Below are 17282 nucleotides of genomic sequence, written 5' to 3'. Positions count from 1 at the left end.
GTCATCCTTCAAATTCAAATGTCATTCGACGTGGCGCCGGAGGAAGGTCGATTTCTTCCGGCTCGTCCGCCAGCGCGAGCGACACCGGCTCGGGCCGGGGATCGGGTTCGACCGGCACAGCCTCGGGTTCAGCGCGCGTATCGGCTTCGCTTTCAGCAGCATCGTCTTTGGCCTCTTCCGCGTCGGCCGCCAGTGCTTCGATATGTGCCAGCATACCTTTCCCAACCTGATAGGCGGTTTGCATGTTTTCGATCACGCAGGCCGCATCGGTGTAGTCCTCGCCGTAATCAACCAGCCCGTCGACATTGGCCAGAACCGGGTTCAGCCGCCACAGCCGACGCAAAGCACGACGACGCAGGCGATCAGGCACGGCCTTGGCCATGAAGCCCGAAACATCGTCGCCGGGTTGCAGGGTCTCTGGGTCAGGAAGGTTGAACTCGGCGAGGATCTCGGCGTCATCCTTTTCTTCCAGCTCCGCTTGCCGTTCTGCGATCACCTGTTCTTCAAGGGCCAGTGCCTCTGCCTTGGCTTCGGCCTGAACGGCGGCCTTTCGGCGAGACCAGAAATCATCGGGCCGGTTCATTGCAGCGCCTTTCTCGGGGCGCGGTACACGTCCGACGTCTGCCGGATACGAGCATCACCCTTGCCGTCTTCAACCAGATCTGTCCGCTTTTTGTCGCGGCGGCGCTTGACGAAAACTTCGTGCTGATGATGTTTCAGGGTAAAATCGCGAACCCAGGCAATCAGCCCTTCGGTCATCGCGATCTTCTCGACAATTTCTTCACCGGTATCCGCGTAATCCTGCCCCTCGAACGGAGAGGCGGTGATCAGAACTGCATTCAGGGGAGTTTCGCCTTTCAGTTCGTCCCGCAGCACAAGGTACAGCGAAGGCTGCCCATCCGACAAATTGACCATGTAGGCTTCGGTTTCATCTGCCCAGAGCGTCAGGGGCAGGGTGGCTGCGTGATACTCGACCGCATCGCCTTCGCGGCGCAGTTCCTGCCAGTCGGCCGGCCCCGCGCCAGGTAAAAGGGCCACAGCGCGCCAGTTCCACCGGGCCCACCGTGTGACCCCGGGTGTCTTGCGCACAATGACGCCAACCGGCATTTCAGTCTGGCTTGCGGCCTTGGCCACTGGCTCCTCCCCGAAAGGCTCTCCCCTGCCTTTCCAAGTCCACTATGGTACACAAACTAGCTGTGTGCCAAGCCTAAGCTCTACGACTTTGGTCGTAGTCCAGGGTAGCAACTGCGTGAGCAGGTCCTGTGAATGCTTGTGTTTCGTGGCATTTATTGCCGAAATTCAACCCTGTGCAGGAAACGCGGCAAGGGGTTGAAGTTGCTTTCCCAGGGGTACAGCCTAGTGTGCATGGAACCGGGGCGGTTGCCCGAGGAGAGGATATGGCCACGAAACTACTGCTATGTGATTGCGCCGGAACACAGGCAATCGATCCGGACAAGATCGAAAGCGCCTGCGGCGTTGCCTGTTCCAGGTTGCATACCGCGCTTTGTACCGATGAGTTGCAGTCCGCCGCTGCCTTGATGAAAGAAGGTGATACCGTCATCGCTTGTGCGCAAGAGGATGACGTATTCAGGTCACTGGCCGAAGACCTGAGTATCGACGTGCCCGGATTTGTCGATCTGCGCGATCGGGCCGGGTGGTCTGACCAAGGTGCGGATGCGACCCCCAAGATGGCGGCATTGGCGGCCGAGGCCGTTCTGACGCAACCGGTCACACCCAGCGTGGATGTCTTCAGTGAAGGCACCTGTTTCATCATCGGGCCCGGTGCGGTGGCCTTTGATCTGGCAGAGCGTTTGGCGGATTCGTTGGCAGTGACCGTCATGACGACCGATTTGTCAGAGCCCCTCTCGCGCGCCTATGACGTGGTACGGGGGCAGCTTCGATCGGTTTCCGGTGCGCTTGGTGGGTTTTCGTTGCGTCTGGACGCGCTTCAGCAGGTCGTGCCCGGTGGGCGCGGCGCGTTTGCTTGGACCGATCCAAAGGACGGTGCGCTTTCATCGTGTGACATTGTCATCGATCTGGCAGGAGAAACGCCCTTTGTTCAGGCCCCGGCCAAGCGTGAAGGCTATCTGCGGGCTGATCCCAGAAATGCGGTTTCCGTTGAACGCCTGGCTTTTGAAGCCGCGCAATTGGTGGGGACATTCGAAAAGCCACTTTATGTGCGCGTGGAAGAAACCCTCTGTGCCCATTCCCGGGCCGAGCAGGTGGGCTGTACCAACTGTCTGGATATCTGCCCAACCGGTGCGATTTCCCCGGCGGGCGAGCATGTGGCGATTGACCCGATGGTATGTGCAGGCTGTGGTGCTTGCGCCGCGCTGTGCCCTTCAACGGCCATAACCTATGAAGACCCGCCTGTTTCGGCGCTGCTGTCGCGGATGCATATTCTGGCCCGTACCTATCGACGGGCCGGCGGCACCGCGCCTCGGCTGCTTGTACATGACGCCCACGGGGCCGAAATGATCCGGTTGGCGGCGCGTTTCGGGCGTGGATTACCTTCGGACGTGATCCCATTGGAATTGAACGTGATATCTGGCTTTGGCCATGCCGAGATGCTGGCTGCTCTGGCGCATGGGTTCGCTCGGGTGGACGTGCTGTTGGCGCCGACGACTGAACGCGAGGCGCTGAACCGCGAGCTTGAATTGGCACATGCCATTGCAGGCCCCGAGTGTATAGGCCTGATTGACGAAGCGGACCCCGATGCGATGTCCGATCTGCTGTACGGGCAAGCGGTGCCCCGGCCTTTGTCCGATCCGGTCTTGCCTATGGGCAATCGCCGGCAAATCGCACGGCTGGCAGCACAGGCGCTGAACCCGCAGGCTGAATCGCCTTTGCCGCTGCCCGAAAATGCGCCTTACGGGGCGGTTGCAGTGAATACCGACAGCTGCACCCTGTGTCTCAGCTGTGTGTCGCTGTGCCCATCCGGTGCGTTGATCGACAATCCGGACAAGCCGCAATTGAACTTCCAGCAAGATGCCTGTCTGCAATGCGGGATGTGCAAGACCATATGCCCCGAGGATGCGATCACGCTTGTTCCACAACTTGATCTCAGCGATGCGGCCCTGTCACAGCAGGTTCTGAACGAAGAAGAACCTTTTGCCTGCGTGGAATGCGGGGCATTGTTCGGCGTGAAATCCACGGTTGAGCGGATCATGGAGAAGCTGTCGGGCACACATCCGATGTTCGCGACGTCGGATCAGGCGCGGATGATCCAGATGTGTGACAATTGCCGGGTGAACGTGCAGTTCCAACAGCAAGACAATCCTTTCCAATCAAAACCCAAGCCCCGGGTCGTCACGACCGAGGATTACTATTCAGACAGAAAGGATCACTGAAGTTTCAAGGGTGCACCCAGATCCGCAGCGTCGATGCGCGATACGAACGCCAGGATCGCGTCAAGATCGTCCAATGTCATCTCAACCGGGTGAATAGGAGATGGGCGTTCGGGATCGAAAGGCGGTGTCAAACCGTCGATCTGTGTGAATGCGGGGTGGGGGTTCAGGGCGAAAAACGCTTCGAATCGCTGCGACCAGTCGGGCATTGCGCGCAGAACGGCGAAAGAGGGCGTCGACCCCAGGCCATTCATGCGGTTCCTTGGCCCGATGACATGACAGCGCCCGCAATGAGTCATCGAAAGTTCTTCGCCAAGTTGGGTGTCGCCCTCGACGATGTCACCGGACTCAACCTCGACAATATCAAAATTGGCAGAGTAGGGCCCTCCGTCTGCCGGGGCAAAGCTTTCCACCGTGCGCTTGCCGATATCCGACTTCAGCCATTCAAGAAAACGGGCCTGGCGGTCACTGTCTTCGATACGCAGGTGATAGATCACACCGTCGCGGGCAAAGACCGGATCACCGGGCGGCGCGGTTTCCAGCGCCATGACCCCGGCGTCGTCTGCAATAACACGGATCCCGGTCTTGAGAGAGAAGCGAGGAAGGATATGTTGCAACAGGCCAGAGTCTTTAACCTCTGCCGGGGCCGCAAGGCCAATCGCCTCTTGTGACCAAGAGGGGGTGGCAGAGAGCGTCAGGCTCAGGCACAAGAGGACAAAGCGCATGGCTCAACGTAACTTCGCGGGGCGGGATGCGTCAAATGTACAGACAAAGACGGAGACACGTGCAATGAGCGGCGAGTCGATACGCACGCCCCTGTCAGCAGGGCGGATCAAGGGGAACAAGCATGAGTGTTCGTGACGCGGTTCTGGCGAACCTGAAAAAGATCACCGACCCGGTATCCGGGCAGGACATCGTAAGCGCAGGCATCGTGCGCGCCTTGAACGTGGAAGGCGACACGGTACGCTTCGTGCTTGAGGTCGACCCGAAATATGCGGAAAAGATGGAACCCGTCCGCGCCACGGCTGAAAAGGCCGCTCAGATGGTGGAAGGCGTGGCAAATGTTTCGGCCTTGATGACCGCGCATTCCGACAAGGCACCGCCGGATCTGAAACCGAAGCCCAAGCCATCGCAAACCGGGCCGCAGGCAGTGCCGGGTGTGGACCGGATCATCGCCGTTGCCTCCGGCAAGGGTGGGGTTGGCAAATCCACCGTTTCGGCCAACCTTGCCTGCGCATTGGCTGCGGAAGGCCGGCGTGTAGGTCTGCTGGACGCGGATGTTTACGGGCCGTCGCAACCCCGGATGTTGGGTGTCTCGGGCCGTCCGGCCAGCCCTGACGGCAAGACAATCCTGCCGCTGCGCAACCACGGCGTCACCATGATGTCGATGGGTTTGATGACCAACGAAGGTCAGGCGGTTGTCTGGCGCGGGCCGATGCTGATGGGTGCGCTGCAACAGATGATGAGCCAGGTGCAATGGGGCGCGCTGGATGTTCTGATCGTCGATCTGCCGCCCGGCACCGGTGACGTGCAACTGACGCTGAGCCAGAAGTTCCAGGTGGATGGTGCCATTGTCGTTTCAACGCCGCAGGACGTGGCCCTGATTGATGCCCGCAAGGGGATCGACATGTTCAACCAGCTCAAGACACCCATTGTCGGGATGATCGAAAACATGTCCACGCATATCTGTTCGACCTGTGGGCACGAAGAACATGTTTTCGGTCATGGTGGTGTCAAGTCCGAGGCAGAGGCGCTGGGCGTGCCATTGTTGGGTGAAATCCCCTTGCATCTGGACATCCGTGTCGCCGCTGACGGAGGCGCGCCCATCGTGGTCAGCAAACCTGACAGCCCGCAGGCCGAGGCATTCCGCAAGATCGCCCGCGACATGATCGCCAAAGGCAACGCATGAGCCAGCCGGTTTTCCCACCCTTGCTGACGGGCCACCCGGTTCAGGGTGGGGAAGACCCGTTCGAGCGCGCGCAGGCCATGGCTGCGCTGGGCTGTGATGCGGGTACGGTTGTCTACAATATTCAGGCGGATTTCCTGCGCGTGGCAATTGTTTTTGCCCCCGAGGTACCGTTGCAAGATGCGGTGGCGATGCTGCCGCTTTGTGCTGTGGGATTCCAGAACGCGCTGGGCGCTTTGGCCCCGCCAGAGGTTGCGGTGCATCTGGGTTGGGATGGTCTGATTTGCGTGAACGGGGCGCGGTGCGGCCGGTTCCGCGCGGCTGCGTCAACATCAATGCCCGAGGAAGAGCCGGACTGGCTGGTCGTCGGTTGGGAGCTGACGCTGTTGCAAACAAGTGATGCGCCGGGTGAAACCCCTGATATCACAGCGCTGTACGATGAAGGCTGTGCCGAGGTTTCTGCAACGCAGCTGGTGGAAAGCTGGTCACGACACATGTTGACCTGGCTCAACCGTTGGCAAGAGGATGGCAACGCGTCCTTGCACGCCGAATGGATGGGCCTGCTGCGCGGCGTGGGCGAACCGCTGATCGCTGGTGGCGTATTCCTTGGAACGGATGAACGTTTCGGGATGCTGATCCGCGATGGGGTCGATACACATCTGCGCCCCCTGACTGACATGTTGGAGAACCGAGAATGAAACTGGCCCGAGCGATCCATTTCGACGAAAGCGACATGAACGTGTTTCATTCGCCGGCGCGCACCGGAGAGTGGTGCGTTTCGGGTGGGTTTGAGTTTTCCAACTGGGGGCAGGGCGATCTTGAAGGCAAGGCACGACAGGCATTTGCGAATGGCTGGCTGGGGTTGGAAACCTTTGGCCGGGTGACTTTTGTCGCCGTGACGCAGATCGAAGCCGCAGAGAAAGATCAGATTACGCGTAATCTGGCCGAACATTTTGTGCAGTTCTATGGCGCACCCTCGGTCGAGGCCGCATTGGGCGTTGCGCAAGCTGAAATCGACCACATGTCAGAGTTGTGTGAAGACCATCCGGCCAACACGCTGTTGACCGTCGCAAGGGAATTGACAGAGACAGGCGTGCACGAAGCCTTTCGCGTGATCACTCCGCAGGACGCGGAGTTGGAGGCGTTGGCGGTTCACGGGTCGCTGGACGATTAGATCAGGTCGACAAACCCGCCGAACTGCCCGCGTTTGAAGATCAGCCCTTTGCCGGTGCGATACATGACCTGATCTACCTGACCCACGATGATCAGATGATCCCCGGCGTCATGACGGGCATGAAGGCGGCAATCGAACCGGGCCAGACACTGGGCCAGATGTGGGCGCCCGGCCTCATCCTCGGTCCAGTCTGCATGTGAGAAATCCGCCCCATCGCGTGCAAACCGCAACGCCTGATCCTGCTGATCCTGTGCCATGACGTGGATCGAATAGAGATCACAGGTACTGAACGTATCGAATCGAAATGATTCCTTGGCCAGACACCACAGGACCAGTGGCGGGTCCAATGAGACTGAGGCAAATGAATTCACCGTAATGGCACGCGGGCCATTGTCGGATTGCGCGGTAATCACCGTGACACCGGTGCCAAAGCATCCCAGCGCTTCCCGAAAGGCGGGGCTTTGATCCGGGGTCGGTCTAAAGGTCTTTTCGGTCATTGCGCGCTTAATCCTTGGCCGCGCATCAGGTGCCATGCGTGGCCCGGATTGTCCATGAAAAGCTGACTGCCGGGTGCAATTTATACCGTCAGTTCAGATCTTCCAGCAAACGACCGTGTTTGCGGGTTTCCATAATCACCTCGCCAAAAGTCGTCAGGCCGCGTGCTTGCAGGATCGGCAGCACCTTGATCAATGCCTCGGCCGTGGCAATCGCATCGCCAAGTGCGGTATGGCGCAACGCTTCGGGGATCGTGATTTCCAACCGTTCACACAAGGCGTCCAGTGTGTGCGTGTCGCTTGCCCCGAACAGCACCGCAGACAGCAAGACCGTGTCGAGTATCGGATGATCCCACTCGACACCCATCCGTTTGGCATGGCGGCGCAGAAACGCCATGTCGAACGGGGCATTATGCGCCACGATCACGGCGTCGCGCGAAAACTGATGGAATACGCGTCCGGCTTCGGCGATATCGGGCGCCCCCTGGACCATACGATCGCTGATCTTGTGTACCTTGGTCGAGGCCGGGGGAATCGGAATGCCGGGATCAACCAGCATGTCCAGATGCTCACCCTGAACGATTTTACCATTCAGAACGCGCACTGCGCCGATCTGTACGATCTCATCCTTGTGAGGCAGCAAACCGGTTGTTTCCGTGTCAAAAACCACGAAACACAGATCCGTCAGGGGGCGGTTCTCGAACGCATCATCCCCCGGTTTATTGAGAAGTTCGAAATCATAGACCAGCGGGCGGGCATCGTCCGGCGACATATGTGTCGCGCTGTCTTCGAAGACAAGCATATATCCGGGTGCATCGCCCAAGGGTTTCATCCGGGCGGAATATGTCTGCCGCCCGTCCACGCTGGACAGGGTGCAATAGACGTCCTTTCCGGTTTTGCACATCTTGGCATATGCGTCTGTCAGGCCGGTGGCTTCAAGGTATTCGAAAAGAGATGCGTTCAGACGAGGATGCGCGATCTGGGCAAGAACCTCGGCGGCCTGCCCGTCGTACAGAACGATCTGATGTTTCGGACTGGCCAGCAGCATGGCCACCGGAATTTCCGTCAGCAGCGCGGTCAGGCGCTGTTTTTCTGCGGCCAGATGCGCGGTTTCGGCGGCCACGGCCTCGGCTGTGCGCATGGCGTTCGAGGCCAGTTGTTCCGCCAATCCCGCCGCAGCCGGGGCAAGATCGCCCAGATACCGCGCGGCCTGCATGTCCAGGTCGGTGCTTACACCGGCATGTGCACGGGCACGCAACTGGGCGGAAAGCCGTTCGATCGGTTTGGCGACGTTGTCGTCGAACAGCAGCCAAACACCCGCGACCAGTGCCAGAAATCCAAATCCGATCAGGATTTCGGCGAAGACGAAATCATTCAGCAGACCGGGGTTTCCCGCACGGGAATAGGTGATCCAGAGAGCGGTGGCGCTGATGGCAACCCCGCCCAGGGCGAGGAGGCAGAAAAACAGAAAAATCCTGAGCCTCAAACTCAATCCGGTCAGCATGATCAAACCCCGCAAGTGGCTGCGATGACGGGGTCATTGGTTCCGGCTGCAATCCAGTCAGCGTTCACCAGACGCCCGTCCTCGGCAAACTCGGCACCATCCGCCAGGTTGGCGCGGCGGCCTTCTGCACAATTCACGGCCACCGGCAGTTTCGAAACCGGAGCCCAGCGGCCAAAGAAGTAAAGATCGACAAGCCGTTGTTCCGGAACGTTTTCGTTTGTGCGCACCGATACGGTGTCGATTGCGGCAAACCGGTCAACGAACGGCACCGCGTAGGTCCAGGGGCGATAAAACGCGCGGCTTTCGACCTCTTGCACGATGGTCATCTCTTCAGGCAGTTGGTCGCGCGTGCGATCGTACCAGGAATATTCGCTGGTGATGGTCATCGCGATCATTCCAAGACCGGCCGCAACCGGCGTTGTCCATTTCGGCAGGCGCCCTCCGGTCAGCTTGTTCAGCAGAAGAACGATTCCGGCAAATGCAATCCCCGCAAAAACCGTGCCGATCAGTTCCAGAAACATGTGGTCTCTCCGTTGGTCAGTCGCATGTCAGCCCAGCATTCCCTTGCCGTGGCCAACTGCCGATTGCATCGTTTTTACCACCACAAAAGCATCACGCAGATGACTTCGCTCAAAGTCCGACAATTCAGACGGTGGCAGATAGTTGTCGGGCATCGCTCCGGACTTAACCAGCCGAACCTGATGTTCGAGCCGCGTTTCCGCGATCAGATCATAGGCGTCCAGCAGGTCACGCGCACCAGAAGGGCTGAGCACGCCGCTGGCCTCGGCGGCTTTCAGGCGGGCGCGGGTGTTGGCCTCGGTCAGCTCGCCTTGCAGCGCGTAGATGCGCGCCAGATCGACGACGGGCACAACTCCGTTGTGTTTCAGGTCCAGCGTATTGCGATGCTCACCCGAGCGGATCGTCGCGAAACCGCGCAGCAGGCCCAGTGGGGGCGTATGCTTCAGCGAGTTCGAAATCATGTGTGCGACGAAGATCGAGTTTGCCCTGGCCGCTGCCAGAGTGTGGGCTTGCAGGTCGGCAAACAACTCAAATGCGCCGCCGATGGGGCGCAGGTCGAACATGACCGAGGCCAGCATTTGCGCCTCGGGGTTTGGCTTGGCAATCCAGCCCTTGAAATAGTCGCGCCAGACACGAACCGGCTGACACCAGCGCGGATTGGTCGCCATCATGTCGCCGGGGCAGTAAAAGTACCCGCAGACATCCAGCCCGTCAGAGACGAATTTGGCCAGTTTGGTGAAATAGGACATATCGGCGTCGGTGACGCTGTCGTCCAGCATCAGGCAATTGTCCTGATCCGATACGCCGGTTTGTTCTTGCCGTCCCTGTGAACCGCAGGCCAGCCACAAATAGGGTACAGGCGGCGGGCCCAGTTCAGTTTCGGCCAATTTCAGCAGGCGACGGGTAACCGTGTCGGCAATATCGGTGATCAGCCGCGTGACGATCTCGTGCCGGTTCCCGCCGGCAACCAACTGAACCAGCAACTGCGGAATTTCCGCCGTCACCCTCGCCATCTCTTCTGCGCTGTCGGCCTTTGCGATCCGACCAACCAACTCGGCCGAGTTGACGGCCTGATAGTGGGTCAGATCGGTCTGCGTCACGATCCCGACCAGACGACCGCCTTCGGAAACCGGGATGTGGCCAATGCCGCGCTCCATCATGATATGCAGAACGTCCGAGCCGATATCGCTGGGCGAGAGGGTTACGGGATTTGCAGTCATGATTTCGGATATCCGTGTTGTTACGGGTAACCCGTCGGCAACAAATTTGCCCGAAATGTCCCGCAGGGTGGCGATACCCTGCAACGTCTCTCCATCTGTCACGCATAGCGACGAGATGTGTTTGTCACGCATGATCCGTGCCGCTTCCTGAACTGTCGTGTCCGCAGGGCAGGTGGCGGGATCGCGCGCCATCAGAACTTCAATCGAACTGGTCGCAAGGCTTTGAGGGCCGCTGCGATTACCGCGGGTTCGATTGAAGAATTTGGCGACGACGTCGTGGTTGTCGATCAAAGTCCGGACCAAATCCGGAGGCAGAACCATCAGGACAGATGGTGTATCGGCGCGGGCCTTGGTCGCAGCCTTGCCGTCCTTCAACAGGCCGCGTTCACCGAAGGAATTGCGCAACCCCAGATGAGAAACGACTGCGCCGTTCTCGTCGGTGATCTCAACCTGTCCTTCATAAATCACAAAGACCCCGGGCAGGGAATGGCCGAGCTCATAGACCGAGGCGTCTTCCTCAACCTCCCAGACCTCGATCTGCTTTACGATCTGATCGAGGGTGTCCGACGGCAGCGCGTCATAGGGATGAACGGATTTCAGAAACCGGGTAATTTCATCGTGGGATAGGGGCATCTGATGTCTCCGGTATTCTGGTGAAAAAATCCCGCCCGGTGGTGTGCCGGGCGGGAACAGTGGATCGAAAGACGCGGCCGAAGGCAAGTGCCGACAACCGCATCATACTCAGTGATCCTGAGCTGCGCCCGCACCACGGGGAATGCGTACGCTTTCGACCAGATCCTTGATCTCCTGCGGAGTCTCCTTGGTCATACCGGCAACGATGTAGGCCGTTGCAAAGTTGACCATGGCACCGATCGCACCGAACGAGGTCGACTTGATCGGACCCAGCAGCGGATCTGCATCAGTGAACGAGTTGGTGCCCGGAATGAACAGCCAGCCCTTGTGCAGGAAGATGTAGACCAGAGTGACGACCAGACCAGCCAGCATGCCTGCGACCGCGCCGGTGTTGTTGATGCGGGTCGAGAAGATCCCCATCATCAGCGCCGGGAAGATCGAAGCAGCCGCCAGACCGAACGCAAGCGCCACGGTTTGTGCCGCAAAGCCCGGTGGGTTCAGACCCAGATAGGTCGCAACCACAATCGCCACGGCCATTGCGATACGCGCTGACAGAAGCTCGCCCTTTTCCGAGATTTGCGGGTTGATGGCACCCTTGATCAGGTCGTGGGACACAGCCGACGAGATTGCAAGCAGCAGGCCCGCAGCGGTGGACAGAGCAGCCGCAAGACCGCCGGCTGCGACCAGACCGATCACCCAACCCGGCAGGTTGGCAATCTCGGGGTTGGCCAGAACCAGGATGTCACGGTTGAACTTGGTCAGCTCGTTTCCAACCCAGCCTTTTTCTTCGGCAAGTGCCTGCATGTCGGCATTCTTGTCGTTGTAGTACTGGATCTTGCCGTCGCCGTTCTTGTCTTCCCAATCCAGCAGACCGGTTTTTTGCCACGTGGCCATCCAGTCATAGCGTGCGTCATTGTCGATTTGTTCAACAGTCACAGCACCGCCTTCGATGCCGCCATTGGGCCACATCATGTCACTGATGTTCAGACGCGCCATGGCACCAACCGCAGGCGCGGTCAGATACAGCAGAGCGATGAAGACCAGCGCCCAGCCAGCCGACCAACGTGCGTCAGCCACTTTGGGAACGGTGAAGAAGCGCATGATGACGTGCGGCAGACCCGCAGTACCGATCATCAGCGACAGGGTGAACAGTACCATGTTCAGCGTGTTCGAGTGGTGGGCCGTGTATTCATTGAAGCCCAGCTCAGTCACGATGGCATCCAGCTTGGTCAGCAGGGGTTCACCGCTGGCGGTGTCACCAAACAGACCCAGCGCCGGAACCGGCGTGCCGGTCAGCTGCAGCGAGATGAAGATAGCCGGGATGGTGTAGGCAGTGATCAGCACGCAGTACTGAGCGACCTGAGTATAGGTCACGCCTTTCATCCCACCAAACACCGCATAGGCAAATACAACCGCTGCACCGATCAACAGGCCCGAGGTGTTGGACACTTCGAGGAAGCGGCCAAAGGCCACGCCGACGCCGGTCATCTGACCGATTACGTAGGTCACCGAGGCCACGATCAGGCAGATCACGGCAACGATACGCGCAGTCTGGCTGTAGAAGCGGTCGCCGATGAATTCCGACACGGTGTATTTACCAAACTTGCGCAGGTAAGGCGCAAGCAGCAGTGCCAACAGCACATAGCCGCCAGTCCAACCCATCAGGAACGAGCTGTTGTCGTAGCCGGTGAAGGCAATCAGACCCGCCATCGAGATGAACGAAGCCGCAGACATCCAGTCCGCCGCCGTTGCCATGCCGTTGGTGACCGGATGGATGCCGCGACCAGCGGCGTAGAATTCAGATGTGGACCCAGCCCGGGCCCAGATCGCGATGCCAATGTATAGCGCAAAGGACGCGCCAACAAACAGCAGGTTGATGGTAAACTGATCCATGGGGTTTACTCCTCAACACCGTATTCGGCGTCTAGCTTGTTCATGCGCCAGGCGTAGTTGAAGATCAGCACCAAAAAGACCAGGATCGATCCCTGTTGTGCGAACCAAAAGCCCAGATCGGTTCCGCCGACGGCGATCCCCGACAACATCGGACGCAGCAGAATGCCGAATCCAAACGACACCAGCGCCCAAATCGCGAGGCTGATGTAGATGAGGCGCAGGTTGGCCTGCCAATAGCCCTTGTCGGACTCGGCAGTCTGCGCGGAGTTTGTTGAATGATCCGCCATCGCGGGTTCCTCCTTCGCTTCCTCGTTGGACGGCCCGATGCCCACATCCTCCAGTGCGTCGGGCCGCTTCTCACTTGTGCCGGACGCCATGTGACGTCAGGCAAAACTCCTCCAGTCCGCCAAAGCGGTCTTTTGAAGTATTCTGTTTGGGATCAGAGCCTTGCGGCCCTAAATCCACCCCCTAATTCATGACTTCGCCAACGATTCCTTCAAGGTCATTGGCAATGTCTTCGATCCTGCCCATGGCGTTTGTGCGCTGCAGCACGCCCTGACCGTCATAGTAGGCGATCAGTGGTGCCGTCTGCGCGTGGTACGCCGCAAGGCGCGAGGCCACCGTTTCGGCATTGTCATCCGCGCGGCGCTTGAATTCGGTATGGCCACACTTGTCGCATTTGCCTTCTTCGGCAGGTTTCTTGAACTGGTCGTGGTACCCTTCACCACAGCCGGCGCAGGTGTAGCGGCCCGAAATACGGGTCACCATTTCCGCGTCTTCCACTTCAAGGCTTATCGCGGCGTTGATCTTCTGGTTGTTCGATGCCAGCAGATTGTCCAGCGCTTCGGCCTGAACCGTCGTGCGCGGGAAACCGTCCAGAATGACGCCCTTGGCGCAATCCGGCTGTGCCATGCGGTCGCGCAGGATGGCGATGACGATCTCGTCGCTGACCAGATCGCCGGCTTCCATAACGGCTTTTGCCGCTTTGCCGGCGTCGGTTCCGGCCGCGACGGCTTCGCGCAGCAGGTCACCGGTGCTGAGTTGTACAAGTCCGAATTTCTCTTCCAACATCCGGGCTTGCGTGCCCTTCCCGGCACCCGGAGGGCCGAGAAGGATGAGAACGGCGGGCGTGGTGATCGTGGCAGCGTCCATCACACCCTCACTTATTCGCACGGTTTTCGATCAGGTCTTCGACCACCGACGGATCGGCCAGTGTCGAAGTATCGCCCAACGATCCGAAATCGTTCTCGGCGATCTTGCGCAGGATACGGCGCATGATCTTGCCCGAGCGCGTTTTCGGCAGGCCAGGTGCCCACTGTATCACATCCGGAGATGCAATCGGGCCGATTTCGGTGCGGACCCATGTGCGCAGCTCTTTCATCAACTCGTCCGACGGCTCGCGATCATTCATCAACGTGACGTAGCAATAGATGCCTTGCCCTTTGATTTCATGAGGGTATCCAACCACGGCAGCCTCGGCCACAGCAGCATGCGCAACCAGCGCGCTTTCCACCTCGGCCGTGCCCATGCGGTGACCGGACACGTTAATCACGTCGTCTACACGACCGGTGATCCAATAGTCGCCATCTTCGTCGCGACGGCAGCCGTCACCCGTGAAGTAATAGCCTTTGTAATCCGAGAAATAGGTTTTCTCGAACCGCTCATGATCGCCCCAGACGGTGCGCATCTGGCCGGGCCAGCTGTCTTTGATACACAGAACGCCCTCGACACCGTTGCCTTCGATTTCAACACCGGATTGCGGGTCCAGAACCACCGGTTCGATGCCAAAAAACGGCTTCATCGCCGATCCGGGCTTCATCGCATGTGCACCGGGCAGCGGCGTCATCAGGTGGCCGCCGGTTTCTGTCTGCCACCAGGTGTCGACGATGGGGCATTTGCCTTTGCCGACAACGTCGTTGTACCAGGTCCAGGCCTCGGGGTTGATCGGTTCACCCACGGTGCCCAGAATGCGCAGATCGCTGAGGTCGCATTTTTCGACAAACTCATTGCCCTGACCCATCAGCGCGCGGATCGCGGTCGGTGCGGTGTAGAACTGGTTGACCTTGTGCTTTTCGCAGACCTGCCAGAAGCGCGAGGCGTCGGGATAAGTGGGCACGCCTTCGAACATCAGCGTGGTTGCGCCATTGGCCAGCGGGCCATAGACGATATAGCTGTGCCCGGTGACCCAGCCCACGTCAGCGGTGCACCAATACACGTCACCTTCGTGATAATCGAATGTGATCTCGTGCGTCATCGAGGCGTAAACAAGATACCCCCCTGTGGTGTGCACAACGCCCTTGGGCTGACCGGTCGAACCCGACGTGTAAAGAATGAACAGAGGATCTTCGGCGTTCATTTCGGCAGGGGCGCAGTAGTCGTCCGCCTCAAGCGCCATTTCGTTGTAGTCAAAGTCGCGACCGTCGATCCAGGTGGTCTGACCGCCGGTGCGCTTGACCACAAGGCATTTTACCGTGTCTTTGCAGTGCAGCAGGGCGGCGTCTGCGTTGGATTTCAGCGGCGTTTTGCGGCCGCCACGCGGGGCCTCATCTGCCGTTATCACGACCTTGGCGTCGCACCCATTGATCCGCGCTGCCAGAGCGTCGGGCGAGAAGCCCGCGAAAACGATCGAATGAATTGCGCCGATCCGCGCACAGGCCAGCATGGCGTAAGCAGCTTCGGGGATCATCGGCAGATAGATGACCACGCGATCGCCCTTGCGCACGCCCAGGGATTCCAGAATGTTGGCCATCCGGCAGGTGCGGCGGTGCAATTCTGCGTAAGAGATATGCTGGGCCGGGTCATTCGGATCATCCGGCTCCCAGATGATCGCGGTCTGGTCGCCGCGGGTTTTCAGATGACGATCCAGGCAGTTGGCCGACACATTCAACGTGCCATCGGCATACCAGTTGATCTTGACCGAGCCAAACTCGTAACTGACGTCCTTGACCTGGGTGAAGGGCTTGATCCAGTCGATGCGCTTGCCTTGCTCGCCCCAGAACGCGTCGGGGTCGCTGATTGAGGCTGCGTACATGTCAGCATACTTTGCCGCATCGACATGCGCACGAGCGACGGTTTCTGCGGATGGCGGATAAGTCTTGGCATCTGCCTGGGCAGCGGTGGTCATCTTTGAGGCTCCTCCCTCTGGACTGGATTGCTTGTGGATTTTTTGCCTGTCATTCAGGCAATGTCGATCCTGTTCCTCCCCAAGTTTGAATATTACCGCGTTCTGAAAATAAATAAATAAATAGGTGTAATCCTTGGATTTCTTTGTAAAGAAATTTTAACAATACGGCCATATTAGTAAAAATATTGGCAAAAGAATCGCTAAAATAAAACAAAAACAGTTACTTAAAGGTAACGAGAATTGAGGGCGCTGTGTGTCAATTGTGGTTGCAACGACAGGTGACCTCAAGGCTTCTGTCGTTTTGAGTCATTTCTGGGGCTTATTCTGCAAAATACGCAAATCCCGGTTAGGGTTGGCACAACCGATTGTTGGCGCTAGCTTGATCGGCAAGCGCCTCGGTAGGGGGCGCACCTATGGGAGACAAAACTATGAAAAAGATGTTGAGCGGTGCCGCAGTCGCCGCCCTTGGCGTTGCTTTTGTGACCGAAGCCGCGGCGACAGAATGGAACGCATCCGTCTGGGGCAAGCGCCGCGCCTTTACGGAACATGTTGAAAAACTGGCCGAACTGGTCAGCGAGAAAACCGGTGGCGAATTCACCATCAATGTCAGCTATGGCGGGTTGTCCAAACCTAAGGAAAACCTGGACGGGATCGAAATCGGCGCCTTTGAGATGGCGCAGTTCTGTGCCGGCTATCACCGCGACAAGAACCGGGCGATTACCGTTTTGGAACTGCCATTTCTGGGTGTGAACAACCTGCAGGAAGAAGTTGCGGTAAGCCATGCAGTATACGACCATCCAGCGGTCAAGGAAGAGATGGCGCAATGGAACGCCCGCATCATCATGACCTCGCCAATGCCGCAGTATAACCTTGTCGGCACGGGCGAGCCGCGGGATGAACTTGCTGAATTTGACGGAATGCGGGTCCGGGCGACCGGTGGCCTTGGTCAGGCCTTCGAGGCGGTCGGAGGGGTGCCGACATCGGTTCCGGCGACCGAAGCCTTCAATGCGATGGAATCGGGCGTCGTCGACACCGTGGCCTTTGCCCAGCACGCGCACCTGTCATTCGGAACGATCAACGAAGCGGACTGGTGGACCGCGAACCTGAATCCAGGAACGGTGAACTGCCCGGTTGTCGTCAACATCGATGCCTACGAGGCGCTGCCAGCCGAACATCGTGAGGCTCTGGACAGCTCGATTGACGAGGCGATCGATCACTACCTGGCGAATTACGGCGGCTTGCTCGAACAATGGGACAGCGTCTTGGAAGAAAAGGGTGTCCAGAAGGTCATGATCGACGAAGCGGTAATTGAAGAGTTCCGCACAAAGGCCGCTGATCCGATCCGTGAAAAATGGATTGCGGACATGACCGCACAGGGCCTGCCGGCACAGGACCTTTACGATCTTGTCCAGACGACGCTGAAGCAACAGCGCGGCGGCAACTGATCCATAAGGCCGGGTGCTTTCAA

General features: G+C 58.8%; 16 protein-coding genes. 5 read left to right on the top strand and 11 right to left on the bottom strand.

All coding sequences use genetic code 11. From position 1 onward, the window contains the following. Position 1: 1 nt before the first annotated feature. Positions 2-583, bottom strand: coding sequence for a DUF3306 domain-containing protein (locus GS611_RS05520; RefSeq protein WP_171633054.1), 582 nt, complete (start codon positions 581-583; stop codon positions 2-4). Further along, positions 580-1134: a DUF3305 domain-containing protein gene (locus GS611_RS05515; protein WP_171633052.1), complete on the bottom strand. Its 555-nt coding sequence runs from the start codon at positions 1132-1134 to the stop codon at positions 580-582. Before GS611_RS05515 ends, GS611_RS05520 begins: the two co-directional genes overlap by 4 nt. 263 nt (positions 1135-1397) lie before the next feature. Here GS611_RS05515 and GS611_RS05510 point away from each other — a divergent pair, with 263 nt between their 5' ends. Then, positions 1398-3350: a 4Fe-4S binding protein gene (locus tag GS611_RS05510; RefSeq protein WP_171633050.1), complete on the top strand. Its 1953-nt coding sequence runs from the start codon at positions 1398-1400 to the stop codon at positions 3348-3350. Here the strand turns inward: GS611_RS05510 and GS611_RS05505 are convergent. Further along, the gene (locus GS611_RS05505) at positions 3344-4072 is read right to left on the bottom strand and encodes a hypothetical protein (RefSeq protein WP_171633047.1); all 729 of its coding nucleotides are present in this window, start codon (positions 4070-4072) and stop codon (positions 3344-3346) included. The two genes, GS611_RS05510 and GS611_RS05505, sit on opposite strands and share 7 nt — an antisense overlap. A gap of 122 nt (positions 4073-4194) precedes the next feature. On the opposite strand from GS611_RS05505, the gene GS611_RS05500 reads away from it, so the two are divergent. Genes GS611_RS05500 through GS611_RS05490 form a run of 3 tightly spaced genes read left to right on the top strand, consistent with a single transcriptional unit; the run spans position 4195 to position 6427 of the window. Beyond that, positions 4195-5256: an Mrp/NBP35 family ATP-binding protein gene (locus GS611_RS05500; protein WP_171633045.1), complete on the top strand. Its 1062-nt coding sequence runs from the start codon at positions 4195-4197 to the stop codon at positions 5254-5256. Continuing rightward, the gene (locus GS611_RS05495; RefSeq protein ID WP_171633043.1) at positions 5253-5951 is read left to right on the top strand and encodes a biotin/lipoate--protein ligase family protein; all 699 of its coding nucleotides are present in this window, start codon (positions 5253-5255) and stop codon (positions 5949-5951) included. Before GS611_RS05500 ends, GS611_RS05495 begins: the two co-directional genes overlap by 4 nt. Beyond that, a complete protein-coding gene (locus GS611_RS05490; protein ID WP_171633041.1) occupies positions 5948-6427 on the top strand; it encodes a DUF6505 family protein in 480 nt (159 codons plus the stop codon). Before GS611_RS05495 ends, GS611_RS05490 begins: the two co-directional genes overlap by 4 nt. Here GS611_RS05490 and GS611_RS05485 read toward each other — a convergent pair. The 8 genes from GS611_RS05485 to acs all read right to left on the bottom strand — a co-directional run bounded on the left by GS611_RS05485 (position 6424) and on the right by acs (position 15814). Next, positions 6424-6924, bottom strand: a complete 501-nt coding sequence (locus GS611_RS05485; protein WP_152457720.1) for a flavin reductase family protein — start codon at positions 6922-6924, stop codon at positions 6424-6426. The two genes, GS611_RS05490 and GS611_RS05485, sit on opposite strands and share 4 nt — an antisense overlap. Positions 6925-7012: 88 nt before the next feature. Then, positions 7013-8425, bottom strand: coding sequence for a PolC-type DNA polymerase III (locus tag GS611_RS05480; protein WP_171633039.1), 1413 nt, complete (start codon positions 8423-8425; stop codon positions 7013-7015). 2 nt (positions 8426-8427) lie between these two features. Further along, complete coding sequence (locus GS611_RS05475) at positions 8428-8946, bottom strand: hypothetical protein (RefSeq protein WP_171633037.1); 519 nt, start codon at positions 8944-8946, stop codon at positions 8428-8430. A gap of 27 nt (positions 8947-8973) precedes the next feature. Further along, complete coding sequence (locus tag GS611_RS05470) at positions 8974-10797, bottom strand: DUF294 nucleotidyltransferase-like domain-containing protein (RefSeq protein ID WP_171633035.1); 1824 nt, start codon at positions 10795-10797, stop codon at positions 8974-8976. Positions 10798-10905: 108 nt separating this feature from the next. Next, entirely contained in the window at positions 10906-12690 is a 1785-nt protein-coding gene (locus GS611_RS05465; RefSeq protein ID WP_171633032.1) for a sodium:solute symporter family protein, read from the bottom strand. Positions 12691-12695: 5 nt separating this feature from the next. Beyond that, positions 12696-12977, bottom strand: coding sequence for a DUF4212 domain-containing protein (locus tag GS611_RS05460; protein ID WP_170344753.1), 282 nt, complete (start codon positions 12975-12977; stop codon positions 12696-12698). A gap of 181 nt (positions 12978-13158) precedes the next feature. Beyond that, positions 13159-13842 carry an adenylate kinase gene (locus tag GS611_RS05455; protein ID WP_171633030.1) on the bottom strand — a complete coding sequence of 228 codons (684 nt, stop codon included), beginning with the start codon at positions 13840-13842 and terminating at the stop codon, positions 13159-13161. A 7-nt stretch (positions 13843-13849) separates the two neighbouring features. Continuing rightward, positions 13850-15814, bottom strand: a complete 1965-nt coding sequence (gene acs, locus GS611_RS05450) for an acetate--CoA ligase (protein WP_171633027.1) — start codon at positions 15812-15814, stop codon at positions 13850-13852. Between the two features lie 428 nt (positions 15815-16242). Between acs and GS611_RS05445 the strand changes: the two genes are divergently transcribed. Beyond that, positions 16243-17259 carry a C4-dicarboxylate TRAP transporter substrate-binding protein gene (locus GS611_RS05445; RefSeq protein WP_171633024.1) on the top strand — a complete coding sequence of 339 codons (1017 nt, stop codon included), beginning with the start codon at positions 16243-16245 and terminating at the stop codon, positions 17257-17259. Positions 17260-17282: the final 23 nt, after the last annotated feature.

This window comes from Ruegeria sp. HKCCD6119, from assembly GCF_013110585.1.
Classification (GTDB): domain Bacteria; phylum Pseudomonadota; class Alphaproteobacteria; order Rhodobacterales; family Rhodobacteraceae; genus Ruegeria.
The sequence above is the reverse complement of the archived record's forward strand: the minus strand, read 5'-3'. Positions and strand labels throughout refer to the sequence as shown.